Here is a 12,842-nt window from a genome sequence, read left to right on the forward strand (position 1 = left end):
AGTTAAAAGTAACTTCCAATAACGAGAATAATGTAAATAAGCTGTCCATGTAGACAGCTTATTGTTTTTTTGCTTAGCGTACAAAATTCGCGTCTTGTTGGCGGTACCCCATATCTATCAAGCTAATAATTCGAGAACCCCAAAAAACAAAAAATTTACCTTTTCACAGTTATTTATGAGATTTCATCTCACTTTTTTCGTTTTGGGGAACAATTAATTTCTTAAGTTGATGGGCATGGGGTATCAACAGCATTTCGGAAAAAAACCACGCTAAGTAAAAAATAAGCTGTCCATATGGACAGCTTATTTACATAAAATTCGTTATTGGAAGTTGATTAATATCGGTTCATTTGTTTTTCGAAAGGAGTTATTTTGTTCGTTCAAAGATAATATCAAAGTAATTCGCGTACCCCATAGTTGGTGGCGCAAATAGTTGATTTTATAGGGGGGAACCTGTAACTGAATCCTAATATAGGTGTTTTTGTTTAAATTTTGCTTAATTCTCACCGGTAATTAACTAAAAATTTAGAGATCGTTATATAATGAATTTAATTTAAAATTAGGAGTGTTAGGGGTATTGGAAAGGTGTTAAAACTTCTAATAGAAAGCATATTCGATTAAGAAAGAAGGGATAGTTATGAAAACTAGTGAAGAAACGCATTGGCAAAGGTTTAAACGTAAGAGTAAATCCCCGAAAGAGTGGTTAAAGAAAGTATATGAATTTTTTATTAATGAACACGTATGGGATGCTATCTTTAAAGTGTTCCTTAAACTAGTATGGGCAGTAAAAGGTATGGGAAAAAGCTTGAAACGGGTAATAGAAAACATATTCAATTAAATTAAGAAAGATAGGGTATTGCAATGGAAATGAAACAGATTGGTAGTAAAGGGCAACCAATTGTTCCATTTCACATTAGGGGTAGCACCACATACCCATCAAGCTAAGATTTTATCGTATCCCCTAAACGGGAATTTTGTTTTTTTATAACACCGAAGTTCATTTTTATCGTTTTGGGGGTAAGCTGTTTTGTTAGGTTGATAGGCATGTGGCGGTACCCCTAATCCTTTAACGTACAGGGTGTTCCATATATCATTGTAAAAGATCATGAAAATAACACTCAAAAATCAATTCTTGGATTCAGCACTCAATCATTAGAAGAAGCTATTTTATAATAATCATCCAACACCATGAAAAAGAAACGAACAAAAATATTCGTTTCTTTTTCATGGTGTTTAATGCTCAAGAAAACTTATAACCGCATAAGTATATAGAACGACTAGAGCAAAGGCACATATTCCCATAATTATAATCGCTAGTGTGCTTTTCTCTTGTCTAAACCCTATAATTCCAAGAATAAATGCACTCAACATTGTTACCTTAAGCATTGTAGAAAGGTTGGGGATTGAATATCCACTCAACCAGGTAGAGAAACTTACAATTACGGAAAAAGAGAACAAAGTTAAAACAATAGATAATATATTAATGTGCTTCCCATACTTCAGTTGCATTTCGCTACCCCCTTTTCTTTTCATCAGTGAATAATAGGTAGATGGCCATATTTTCATTTTATTCTAAATTTTCTCGGAAATCTACAACAATAAGAAGAGGTTGTCCCAAAAGTCGCTGCATAGTTACTTTTAGGCAACCTCTTTTCTTTATTTTTTACTTTCCTCTAGTTTAGAGATATTTGCTTCTTTTTCAGGTAACGTATCAACAAAATCCTTTTGAGATTTTAATAGATCAGATTGTTGTATCCAAGCCATAAGATCATCTAAAGATTTACGAGCTTCTTTTACATCGCCAGTAATATCATTCATGTTCAACTTATTAAATGTAGCTAAAAATTCTTGTTGAATCTCACCTTGCAATGCATTGGCTTGCTTTGTTAATTCTTTATTTTCATCACTTTTTGCCTTTTGAATATTATTCATAGCTTTCCCGATTTCATGTTTATCAAAAGCATCTTGCGCTTTCTTTAAATTTTCGGTTTGTTCTAACTTACTTTTAATCTTCTTATCATCCTTCAACTTCAAAGCCTCTTGATAATTCTTTATAGCTTCGCTATATTTTTTATCCTTAATGTTCTTATCAGCTTTTGATGTATAATCTTCAAAGGAATTACTACTACAAGCTGCCAGTAGCAAGATGAATGCTAGAATCAACCCATAAAACTTAACATTTTTCATAGAAACTATGCCTCCTCTTCTATATGCATACACTTATAATATTACAATTTCTGTAAAAAAAGAAAGGGATACATATGTTATCAATTTGATAAATATTCTATTCGAGGCATTATGTATCATTTATTATCTTTTTCGGTAGACTGAATATATTCAAAGAAATCCGGTGGTTCTTTCATTGCTTCTTTTTTTTATTTTTTCAAGTTCTTCACGTTCACGCGGAGACAATCTTTCTAGTAGGGGTACCCCCCATCACCATCAAGCTAAGAAATGCAAATACCTCAAAACGAAAAAATGAGCAATTTGTTACAGGTTAGTACAAAATTCCGTTCTGGGGGGTACTATAAAATTTTAGCTTGATGGGTATGTGGCGGGACCCCATGCCCATCAACTTAAGAATTTTATAACAACCCAAAACAAAAAGTCATGAGCTAACTTTCAGGGGGCACCCCAAACGAGCCCATGACTTTTTATATGCTATATCACAAATAATCTGGGAATACTTTACAGCCCTTTTCTTGCTCCATATCATGTCCAAAGAAAATAATCGGATTTTCTTTCTTAACAACATCTTTTAAACGTTTTATTGAAGATAAAGCTAAATCCAAATCAAATCCAGCAAACGGTACTTCATTTTCAAAGTTTTCTTTCGTATATGATGCATCAATAGTTAGCAACACTGAACCTGATTTTTCCGTCTCAATTAATAATGACTGATGCCCTGGCGTATGTCCCGGTGTATATATTAATTGCACACCTGGCACTACTTCATAATCCCCTTCAATGATTTTATAGTTTAAATTCGGCAATATACATTCTTTCAAATATTCCTCTCTGTGGAGTGCTACCTCATATTCAGCACGCTGTACAATAATTGGTGTATTTGTAAAAACGCCATTTCCTCCTGCATGATCAAAATGCAAGTGAGAACTAATGATATAAAGAAGATCATCTGGCTCATATCCGGCACGCTTTAAAATATTTATGATCCTATCGTTCTCATTCATTTTAGGTAAAACTTGTCCTTCAACAAATGTACCTTTAAAAAGATTCTCATTATTAAGAGCACTTTCTGGCATACCTGTATCTACTAAAATAAGTCCCTCTTCTGTGTCCAAAAGATAGCACCAAACAGGTAAGTTTAGTAGTTTACCCGGTGTAAGTGTACTATTAACTGAAGAATGATCCAACATACAACGACCTGCTGGGAGGAAATAAAGCTTCTTTACTGTCATTATGTATCCACCTTTACAAATAATTTAGGATAAAACATTACAATATAATATTTCGCTTATTAGAAATAAACTCCTTCTCACCTTTCATTATTTCAGCCATTATTTTTTCAATTGTTCACAACTTTTCTTTACAAATTCAGTGATACTGGAAAGCCTATGCAGGAATTCAATCCGCCTTTAGGCATAGGATAAAAGTGTCAACTTTCCGTAGAAAAGTAAACGTCAAGTAACTCCAAAATATACAATAAAGGTTGATTTTAGAGTTACTTTTCCACATTGGAATATCTTGTCTTATTCCCCTTTTTCGGTGGATGGGCACAAACACCCTAATTCTAGAAATTCATCAGTTTCCATAAAACCAAACTTTTTATACACTGGTCTACCCATTTTTGAAGCCCCAAGCCATATTTGTGAGATACCTGAAATCTTAACTTCATCAACTAATTTAGTTAACAGCTTTGTTGCGATTCCTTGCCCACGATAATTTTCATTAGTATACATATTTGTGATATAAGCCTTTTTTCCAGTCTTATTGGTGTAACAAGGTGGAAATTCATAAAAAATTACTGCACCACAAGCTATAGTTTCTTCATTATCTTCCACTAGCCATTGAATTAAAGTACCTTCACTTAGTTTATTTTTAAAGAAAGCATATAGTTCTCTACCAATATCTATATTAGGTTCTATCCCCTCATCAACTAATTGCTTTTTTCTTAACTCGACCAATTTATCAATATCATCGATATTTGCTTTGCGATATTTCAACTTTTCACAACTCCTTTATAAAATTACAACTGACCAGCCCCATAGCATAATTAATTCTCATCATTTTACCATTGGTTCTTATTAAACTAAACTGCCATTAAGTTATTCGGGGTATTTGCTCTTCTTTGCTTGATAGCCATATGTGTACTACCACGAATAGAACGATACCTTTTATATATTTTCTTTCGTAATATTAACCCCATATTCCCTATAAAAATCTAAAATTACAGATGCATTCATACCCAAATCTAATAAATTTTCCGGAAAGTAAATTTTAGCATCCGGAACCACAATATCAGATGTTTGTAAAATATTCTCTGCTTGGACAGCTGCTCCTAAAGCAGTAAGATGTGTCTGTCCTAACGGATCTGATATGTTCACACATCGTCTATGCAATACACCATTAGCATCATAACCTTTAAGGTGAATAACTATGTTATGTGCACTTCCACTTCCGGGTTTATAAAGAATATTTTTTCGTAAGTCATTAAATTTTTCTCCACTGATCAGTTTCCAAATTCCTGTATTCACCAGAGAAACCAGTCCATATGTAGATATTTTACTATCAAAAGCAATCCGGAAGTTAGCCGAAACAGCATGAATTGATTCTAGCAGGGTTACGTGATCAGGAGTATCCAAACGATAACATTTGGTTATATAACCGTTTGGAAAGCGGACTTTGATTGGATCAGTCATTGGATAAGCCTGTCGCATTCCCTCTCGAGCTTTGACTTCAAATGGAATCGTTAACCGGTCCATATATGCTGTTGAATTTGGTCCCGCTTTGTCTTGAAGAGAATATAGTGCGTTGATATCAACCGTAACCTCTTGAAGTTCTTTTGAATACATTTTAGCAAAAAGAGCTGCTGTCCCTCCCATCCACCCTGAAGCTAATACAACAGGGGATTGGACCTCAACATTTTTTAATCGATCAATAGAACTCTTAAAACGTTCAGTCCAACGAGTAATGTCAACCAATGGAATTTTTTTTTGAACTGCAGATAGAAGTAGTCTATCTTGCGGGTCATTAACCGCATTAACAACTAATGTGAAATTATCATCCAAATTTCTTAACGGATCATCTAATGTGTTGTCTACAGTGACTATTTTTACTCTATCTGATTCAAAAGGTAACGCTTTCCCTAAAGTTCTTCCTCCTAATCTAATTTCCAAATCAGGATGTCGATCATGTAAAATTTGAGCAATTTGACTACCAACAACACCATACCCACCAACAATTAATACTGTTTTCTTATTCATCTGAAACCTCCATTTTAATTAGTGTGAGATCATATGTTCAAATGATTAAAAACTTAAACCTTTTAACATAATGTCGCTAAAAAAAGGGACAAAAGCTGTCCCTAAACTATAAATGAGTACCTAATTCTTACATTCATCTTCAACTAAAGAAACAAGTTCTTTTAAAAGATTTATTGTTTCATAAAATTCAAGACAATAATACATTTCAGTGCCTTTTTTCTGAACTCGAAGTAACCCTGATTGTTTCAATATTTTCAAATGATGAGATACAGTAGGTCTTGACATGGGAATATGCTCCGCAATTTGTGTCACATTCAAGCTATCTTTATCAATTAAAAGCGATACAATTTGCTGACGAGTTGGATCTCCCAACCCTTGGAAACATGGTCTTAAATTTTCTAAAATATGCATTACTTTATCATTACAGTTCATTTCGCTAACATTACCTTCCGTTTAATAATTTAATCATTTAAACGTATTATAAATTACATTGCTATCTAATGCAATAAAGAAGTAGCACCAACTTTAATTATAAATATTGAAAGTTTCATAAACAGCCATTATCAATTTTCCAGATTTGTAAGAATGTCAGTTCTTTTTTCTGTAACAATTGTCAAATTCATTCCAGCTATAACCAGGACAAACCCACGAAATTTACGAAGCTTATATCGGATTGTATCAAGAGCTTTCAACTCAAGTAATCCTGCTTCGCCTGTTTATCCTCCTACAGAAAAACGGCGAAAGTTCCACTGTTATGAAAAAAAGAAAGTCTTTAATATTTTAGATGTTGCCTATAATTGTACTCTGTGTCACAAGAAAACAGCATAGCAATAAATAAAATGGCCTAACTTCTCATAAATGACTGTTGTAGTGATATAAAATTTTCGTTATGGGGGTAATTTAAAATATTAACTTGATAGCTATGTGGCGGGACCCCAAACAGTACGATTTTATTTCAAAGACACAACGATCTTACTACACACTTTTTAGTTATCCCACACTCTCATCTGCTAGTATTACTATTTTTTATTACTAATGTTGCCGTTTCACTCGGATGGCTAAGAGGAAAATGATGGCCATATGGAACAAAATCAACCTTACCAAGATGCGATGGAGCAGAATAGGCTCTGTCATACTCCCCCCAAATAATGTGAAGATTATACTTTGTTACTTCATTGAAATCACCTTGATCGTTTTTCAGTAGTACACTGTTAAGCTGAACCGTAGTATTTAAAATTCTGGGAGAAGTAAAACTGTTTCTTATTTTTTCAATATAATGTTCAGGGATACTCTCCATACTTTCAAACAAACCATTACTTAATAAATAACGCCCTATCAAATTAGTAGTTGCCAATTTTAATGTCCATTTGTTTATAAATTGAGGAACATTTAGCGATTTAGCATTTTTTTTAGCAACAGGTGGCTGAAGTAAAGTGATTGCATACTTCTCATCTATGTACTCTTGTACCAATGCTTCCAGAAGAATAAACGCACCGAATGAATGGCCAATTAGATGTGCACCATTCGTAGCTTTCTCCAATAACTTTTTCACTACATTCAAATAGATATCTAGAAGATTTTTCTCTTGTTTAAAAGGAGACCGTCCCAAACCTGGAAGATCCAAGATCCATACAGGTTGACCAGTTTTTTCATGAAGCTCTTGTGCTAAAGGAAATAAGTCCTCTCCATCACTCAATAAACCATGTAATAATATAAACGGTTTACCCTCTCCTTGTAATTGGTAAAGGGTATTGTTATCACATAATGTTCGTTTAAATAAATGATTATGCCGGCCATTTTGATACATCATTCGATAATCCAGATCAGCTACTACGGCAGGGAAAAATTTCATTACACTCCTCTTCTTAAACCAATCTCCTCCCATAATTTTTTTCGCTGAAACATTTGAAAATTTTCGTTTTGTAATAAAATTCAGTCCATCAGAAGGAATTTTTGTTATTTTACTTACTCCACTATTCATAATTGCTTTCATAAGTGGCATTGGGACAGAGATTTTTGGTGCCCTCATATTCATACTTTCCGACATAATACTTAATAATTCAGCGATGTTCTGATCGTACTGTTTGTCTTCAACAAGTGTATATGTTTGAATAGTCGGTTGCTCCAATCTGAAAACCTGCACAATAAACTTCGCAAGCTCATCGTTTGAAATAAGTGGTAACCTATATCCCTTACCTCCAGGAATCACTGGCATGAGCCCTCTTCGCATACTCATCACAAGCAAACCTAATCCTGCTATCTGTTCTGTACTCCCTGTTTTACTACTACCGACTACAGTTGGCGGATTAATTACAGAAAGCGGATAACCTACTGCTGATGCCTGGTGACGGATATAAAGATCTGCTAAAAATTTTGTTCTCTCATATGAATTTTTTATTTTCAAATAATTGTTTCCTTCTTTAAACACATCAATTGCAATCTTGCTATTTTTATCATCAAAGGGACTCATATAACCTACAACATGAATAAATTGTTGCAAGCCCTTCAATTGATGAATACTTTTAGCTAATTCACTAATATGTTTGGCACCATTTAAAAATACGGAAGCTGCCTCTTTACTTGTCGCTTGAATATCCATGGGGCCTCCTGCGTGAATAATCACATCCGTTTTCAATACCCTCTCCTTATCTTCAGCACTTAGACCTAAATCTATTTTCGTCAAATCACCTTCAATAAAGTGCATAACTTCCTTTTTTAAGATGCCTCTTTCTTGAAAAAGGCGTATTGCTTTACTTTTCGACCTCACTAAAAGAAGAATTTTAACATCCTCTTTGGCTAATTCTTTCACTAATTGCTTTCCAATAAAGCCTGTTCCACCAATTAAAAATAGTGTTCTCATATAAGATCTCCTTTTTAGTACTAATCAGTACTAATTTGATGTAAAAAAAATGCTTCTTTTATCGAAGCAATTTTAAAAAATGATCTGCTGTTTTCGTGATTACAGTTGCATCCTTCAATGTTTCTGAAATAAATAACGCTCCTTCAAGATTTGTAATAAAAAGTGATGCAACCTCATCAATATTAATCGTATTTCTAAATTCTCCATTCTCTACCCCTTGTTTAAGTAATAGAGAAACTTTCTTTTGTAATCCTGTAAAAAAAAGACCTATTTTTTCTTTTATTTGCGTGGCCTGTTTAGGACTTTGAATATAAAGAGTAATAAATGGACAGCTCCCCTTATACTCTCTCGACTGAACTCCTTGTGATAATTGCTTTAAAAACAGTTGGATACGATCTTCAACTAAAAATTGGTTCTGAGAAAGTATGTCATCAATTGCAGATTGATACATTTCAATCCAATAATCAACGACCCCTTCTAATAATACTTCCTTATTAGAAAAGTGATAATACACATTAGACTTTGAAACTTTGCTTACACGTACTAATTCATCCATACTTGTATAAGCAAACCCTTTTTCTAAAAATAATGTTGCAGCTACTTCAATCACACGTTTTTGATTCATTAATTTTATCTTTGTCATAACTAGAACTATATAGTACTAATTTAAATATCGCAAGTATTTATGTTAATTTTTAAAAAAGTTTGATTAAAAAAGTTCCACTAACATTAATTTTACTGCAAAAAAATCTTATTTTGAATAAAGTTGAACTGAACCCCGAAATTGTTCATTCACTATCGTCTAATAGAGGTCACCATACCTGCCCATCAACTTAAGAAAAAGAAATGCCTCAAAAACGAAAAAATGAGCGGCTTCTCAGAATAGCTATCTGTAGAGAAAGAAAATTTTAATTTAGGGGAATATGGAAGTATTAGCTTGATGGTGATGCGGCGGTACCCCATATAAAGAAATTTTAAACATCTTAATCTGCCTTGCTTTTATGTAAATATGGGAATAACGAAATTACCCCAAGGATAGCTAAACAAGCTCCAATCCATAGCGGAGATACAAAACCATATCCTTTACTGATCCCAATACCACCTAGTGACGAACCAATAACAATACCTAGCGTAATAAAAGAACTATGAACGGTATTTATCATTATGCCATTACTAGCTGTCTTCATCACCCTCGCAACCATAGCTGGATTCAATGCTACACCAGTTAAACCAATAAAAATCGTAGAAATCACTGCAATGTATTTATTCTCTGCACTTAAAGCAAATAAAGACAACGCTATGATTAATATAATTAATCCACCCGTAAGTATTTTCATTGTAAATTTATCAGCAAACTTGCCAATTATTATATTCCCAATTACCGTCGCACTACCATAGAGAGCAAGTAAATATGGAATACTTGCACTTGAAAACCCTGTAACATTTGTAAAGATAGGAGTGAAATAACTAAATGCTGCAAACGTACCACCAATAATGAACATACTTGTTATATACGCTGCCCAAAGATGAATATTCTTAAATCGCAGAAGTTCGTCTTTCCAATTTAATTGCTCTTTATTTGAAGAGGATGGTAACAACCGTTGAATCATAATCCCTGATACTAGCACAAGAACAGAAACAGCCCCAAAACTAATACGCCAGCCAAAATATTGCGAAATAACGGTCGTTATAGGTAAACCTAATACAGTTGCGAACATTAAACCTGCAAGTACAATTGATGCAGCTTTTCCCCTTGAATCAGAGTGAACCAATGTCGCAGAAAAGGAAATCGCAACTCCAAAAGCTGAAGCTGAAGCAATACCAGTTATAATACGTGAAATCATCATAATATCATAGTTCCAAGCGATAGCTCCGAGCGATTGACCAATTAAAAATATGAACATTAAAAACAATAATGCTTGTTTGCTGCGCATTCGTAAGAGGATTGCAGTTAAAATGGGGCCTCCTATTACCATTGCTCCTGCATAAGCTGAAATTAAATACCCAATAGATGATACAGGAACCTGGAATGCAAGAGCAAGTTCATTCATCATACCTGCAACCATAAATTCTGATGTAGTCATACAAAAGATTGCTAAAGCTAATAAATAAATAATCGATGGCATAAAAACACTCCTTATTCATTATTGTAATGATCGGTACAAAAATAGTGCGAAAAAAGAGCGCACTAAGCGCCACAAATAGACTCTATTGTTCCTTTGATAACTTGTTCAGACAACATCCGATTTTGCATCGATACATTAAGAACACGGAATCCGTAATAACTGCTTAAAAGCAGACTAGCTAATTCCTCAGCTGATTGCTTCTTTGAAATTTCACCTGTTTGCAATCCTTCCTCCATCACTGTTTCAATAGCTTGTTTAAGAAGTTCAACATGCTTCGAGAAAATTTCTTGTACCATTAAATCGTTTTTAGCACGTTCTATACTGGCATTAATCAATAAACATCCTTTTTGATCCATATTCTCAAAGTCTTCTTTCAATGCCCATTCAAAAAAATTACTTAATCGTTCTTTAACTGGAATTGAAGTATGTAACAATTTCCTTTGTTCCCTAATCCCAATTTCATGGTAGCGTTCTAATACTTGTTTATACAGTTCATGTTTACTACCGAAAGTATTGTATAAACTTCCTTTTCCAAGTCCTGTATCACTGCATAAATCTTGTGTAGAACACCCTTCATATCCTCTTAACCAAAATGTTTTCATTGCAACATCTACAATTGAGGAATAATCAAACTCTCGAGGTCTGCCGCGTTTATTCAATCGTATCCTCCTCTCATTTTAAAGATAACATGAATAGAATACCCTTTTTGTACCATGCGGTCAATAATTTTGTTTTATTGTTACTGTAAAATAAAATTTGATTATTTTAGATTACGAATAATGAAAAATAGCCCCCTTATTCAAATTGCCTAGCGAAAAAATCACGTTTTAATAGACTTCTTTATCATCCCTACCTTTCTATAAATTACTAGTTATGAAACAAGGATCGTTTCATAACTAGTAATTTACTTGATTATCTTGATAGGTATGGAGTAGTGCCCCTATAAACAAAACCCACCAGAAACATCTAAAATCTGCCCCGTTACCCAGCGGCTATCAGAAGAAGCAAGGAATGCTACTGCATCTGCAATATCTTCAACTTGCCCTATTCGCCCGAACACAGATGAGTTTGTAGCAAAATTTCGTATTTCTGGATTATCTAGCAATTTTGCATTGATATCTGTCTTCGTATATCCAGGCATAATTGTATTCACTGTTATACCTCTTTCTCCAAGGTGTTTAGCTAGAGGCAGTGTCATCGTATTAAGCGCACCTTTACTTAAGCCGTATGCAATTGAGCCTGTAAAACCAAGCCTTACTTCAGCTGATGAAATGTTAATAATGCGACCCTCTGCTCGTATTAATGGTAATGTTTGCTGAATTAAAAAGAATGGTGCTTTAATATTCACAGACATAATTTCATCAAAAACTTCTTCTGTCGTATTTTCAATCGTTCCTTGTGTACCTATCCCTGCATTGTTTACTAAAATATCAATCTCTGATGTACCAACTTTTATTTGTAATTCATTCTTTAACTGTTTTACTAGCTTTTTGACACCATCAATTGAATTGAGTTCAGCTTCAATTAAGAACGCTTTTCCTCCATTAGATTCAATCTCACTAATCGTTTCATCTGCAGCTGTTTTATTTCGGCCGTAGTGAATCGCAACTAATGCTCCATCTTTCGCCAATCTCATCGCAATCGCACGGCCAATTCCGCGACTCGCTCCTGTTACTAACGCTACTTTTCCATCAAGATTCTTCATTTTTTCCATCCTTCCTAAATTTCCGTTTGATAAAAACCTATACTTATATTTTCATGTAAACACCAATCATTTTAAATATAGATTTATAGGTAATTTAGTCCATTCGCTTATGATATTATAGTTATAATTCGTAATTTACTTTAGAAAACAAAAATAAGGAGGCTACACAATGCAAAACGCCGTAAAACTGGATGAAATCGATCATAAAATTATGAACTTGTTGTATGAAAATGCGAGAATTTCTGTTTCAGAAATAGGACGAATTATATCCATGACGCAACCTGCTGTAAAAGAACGTATTAACAAGCTTGAAGATCAAGGAGTTATAGCGGCTTATCGAACGAAATTTGAGCCTGCAAAAATTAATAAAAACATTCAAGCATTCATCATGTTTAAAACGAGCCAATGCTCTGATTTTATCCAGTATTGTAATGCAGCTCCTGAAGTAACAGATTTATTTCGAATTAGTGGGGAATTTAATTATATGATGAAGGTCATGAGCGATTCGATGGATTCCCTCGCTGCATTTTTAGACTCCTTAATGCAATTTGGCTTGTCATCTCCTTTAATAGTATTAAAGAGTGAATTTGAGGAGAAATTGTCGTTTTGATAAAGGGATACGTATTATCCTCACTAACAGTAAAAGTTTCTCTTTCTTGAGAAAAACCAACAAAATCAATGACTAGTAAACAAAAAAGAACATTGAT

The 12,842-nt window shown here is 33.8% G+C and carries 13 protein-coding genes and 1 pseudogene; 3 read left to right on the forward strand and 11 right to left on the reverse strand.

Annotation, left to right across the window (positions count from 1 at the left end):
• Positions 1-637: 637 nt before the first annotated feature.
• A complete protein-coding gene (locus ACW0JX_RS15400; RefSeq protein ID WP_000858032.1) occupies positions 638-838 on the forward strand; it encodes a hypothetical protein in 201 nt (66 codons plus the stop codon).
• A 395-nt stretch (positions 839-1,233) separates the two neighbouring features.
• On the opposite strand, the gene ACW0JX_RS15405 is transcribed toward ACW0JX_RS15400, so the two are convergent.
• The 6 genes from ACW0JX_RS15405 to ACW0JX_RS15430 form a co-directional block, all read right to left on the reverse strand.
• Positions 1,234-1,509: a hypothetical protein gene (locus tag ACW0JX_RS15405; RefSeq protein WP_088021911.1), complete on the reverse strand. Its 276-nt coding sequence runs from the start codon at positions 1,507-1,509 to the stop codon at positions 1,234-1,236.
• Positions 1,510-1,656: 147 nt separating this feature from the next.
• On the reverse strand, positions 1,657-2,187 hold the full coding sequence (locus tag ACW0JX_RS15410; RefSeq protein WP_226640503.1) for a hypothetical protein: 531 nt from the start codon (positions 2,185-2,187) through the stop codon (positions 1,657-1,659).
• A gap of 479 nt (positions 2,188-2,666) precedes the next feature.
• Entirely contained in the window at positions 2,667-3,419 is a 753-nt protein-coding gene (aiiA, locus tag ACW0JX_RS15415; RefSeq protein ID WP_144465346.1) for a quorum-quenching N-acyl homoserine lactonase AiiA, read from the reverse strand.
• A gap of 291 nt (positions 3,420-3,710) precedes the next feature.
• Complete coding sequence (locus tag ACW0JX_RS15420) at positions 3,711-4,184, reverse strand: GNAT family N-acetyltransferase (RefSeq protein ID WP_075717172.1); 474 nt, start codon at positions 4,182-4,184, stop codon at positions 3,711-3,713.
• Between the two features lie 171 nt (positions 4,185-4,355).
• Complete coding sequence (locus tag ACW0JX_RS15425) at positions 4,356-5,444, reverse strand: saccharopine dehydrogenase family protein (protein WP_144465348.1); 1,089 nt, start codon at positions 5,442-5,444, stop codon at positions 4,356-4,358.
• Between the two features lie 120 nt (positions 5,445-5,564).
• On the reverse strand, positions 5,565-5,876 hold the full coding sequence (locus tag ACW0JX_RS15430) for an ArsR/SmtB family transcription factor (RefSeq protein WP_050845349.1): 312 nt from the start codon (positions 5,874-5,876) through the stop codon (positions 5,565-5,567).
• Positions 5,877-6,123: 247 nt separating this feature from the next.
• Here ACW0JX_RS15430 and ACW0JX_RS15435 point away from each other — a divergent pair.
• A pseudogene (locus ACW0JX_RS15435) lies at positions 6,124-6,272 on the forward strand (IS4 family transposase); the annotation flags it as partial.
• 175 nt (positions 6,273-6,447) lie between these two features.
• Here the strand turns inward: ACW0JX_RS15435 and ACW0JX_RS15440 are convergent.
• The 5 genes from ACW0JX_RS15440 to ACW0JX_RS15460 all read right to left on the reverse strand — a co-directional run bounded on the left by ACW0JX_RS15440 (position 6,448) and on the right by ACW0JX_RS15460 (position 12,135).
• Entirely contained in the window at positions 6,448-8,304 is a 1,857-nt protein-coding gene (locus tag ACW0JX_RS15440) for an alpha/beta fold hydrolase (protein ID WP_459244885.1), read from the reverse strand.
• A gap of 58 nt (positions 8,305-8,362) precedes the next feature.
• Positions 8,363-8,929, reverse strand: a complete 567-nt coding sequence (locus ACW0JX_RS15445; RefSeq protein WP_001072312.1) for a TetR/AcrR family transcriptional regulator — start codon at positions 8,927-8,929, stop codon at positions 8,363-8,365.
• A gap of 358 nt (positions 8,930-9,287) precedes the next feature.
• Positions 9,288-10,430 carry an MFS transporter gene (locus tag ACW0JX_RS15450; protein ID WP_098126755.1) on the reverse strand — a complete coding sequence of 381 codons (1,143 nt, stop codon included), beginning with the start codon at positions 10,428-10,430 and terminating at the stop codon, positions 9,288-9,290.
• Positions 10,431-10,492: 62 nt separating this feature from the next.
• On the reverse strand, positions 10,493-11,089 hold the full coding sequence (locus ACW0JX_RS15455) for a TetR/AcrR family transcriptional regulator (protein WP_001042196.1): 597 nt from the start codon (positions 11,087-11,089) through the stop codon (positions 10,493-10,495).
• Positions 11,090-11,370: 281 nt separating this feature from the next.
• Entirely contained in the window at positions 11,371-12,135 is a 765-nt protein-coding gene (locus ACW0JX_RS15460; RefSeq protein WP_142307432.1) for an SDR family oxidoreductase, read from the reverse strand.
• Positions 12,136-12,304: 169 nt separating this feature from the next.
• On the opposite strand from ACW0JX_RS15460, the gene ACW0JX_RS15465 reads away from it, so the two are divergent.
• Positions 12,305-12,745, forward strand: a complete 441-nt coding sequence (locus tag ACW0JX_RS15465) for an Lrp/AsnC family transcriptional regulator (protein ID WP_001178563.1) — start codon at positions 12,305-12,307, stop codon at positions 12,743-12,745.
• The last annotated feature ends 97 nt before the right edge of the window (positions 12,746-12,842 follow it).

The sequence above is a fragment of the Bacillus sp. C-3-6 genome (assembly GCF_054509685.1).

What these genes read in the sequence shown, in the direction of transcription:
- ACW0JX_RS15460 (WP_142307432.1), bottom strand. Translation starts at nt 12,135, where the DNA reads ATGAAGAATCTTGATGGAAAAGTAGCGTTAGTAACAGGAGCGAGTCGC.
- ACW0JX_RS15445 (WP_001072312.1), bottom strand. Translation starts at nt 8,929, where the DNA reads ATGAATCAAAAACGTGTGATTGAAGTAGCTGCAACATTATTTTTAGAA.
- ACW0JX_RS15465 (WP_001178563.1), top strand. Translation starts at nt 12,305, where the DNA reads ATGCAAAACGCCGTAAAACTGGATGAAATCGATCATAAAATTATGAAC.
- aiiA (WP_144465346.1), bottom strand. Translation starts at nt 3,419, where the DNA reads ATGACAGTAAAGAAGCTTTATTTCCTCCCAGCAGGTCGTTGTATGTTG.
- ACW0JX_RS15425 (WP_144465348.1), bottom strand. Translation starts at nt 5,444, where the DNA reads ATGAATAAGAAAACAGTATTAATTGTTGGTGGGTATGGTGTTGTTGGT.
- ACW0JX_RS15450 (WP_098126755.1), bottom strand. Translation starts at nt 10,430, where the DNA reads ATGCCATCGATTATTTATTTATTAGCTTTAGCAATCTTTTGTATGACT.
- ACW0JX_RS15440 (WP_459244885.1), bottom strand. Translation starts at nt 8,304, where the DNA reads ATGAGAACACTATTTTTAATTGGTGGAACAGGCTTTATTGGAAAGCAA.
- ACW0JX_RS15430 (WP_050845349.1), bottom strand. Translation starts at nt 5,876, where the DNA reads ATGAACTGTAATGATAAAGTAATGCATATTTTAGAAAATTTAAGACCA.
- ACW0JX_RS15400 (WP_000858032.1), top strand. Translation starts at nt 638, where the DNA reads ATGAAAACTAGTGAAGAAACGCATTGGCAAAGGTTTAAACGTAAGAGT.
- ACW0JX_RS15405 (WP_088021911.1), bottom strand. Translation starts at nt 1,509, where the DNA reads ATGCAACTGAAGTATGGGAAGCACATTAATATATTATCTATTGTTTTA.
- ACW0JX_RS15410 (WP_226640503.1), bottom strand. Translation starts at nt 2,187, where the DNA reads ATGAAAAATGTTAAGTTTTATGGGTTGATTCTAGCATTCATCTTGCTA.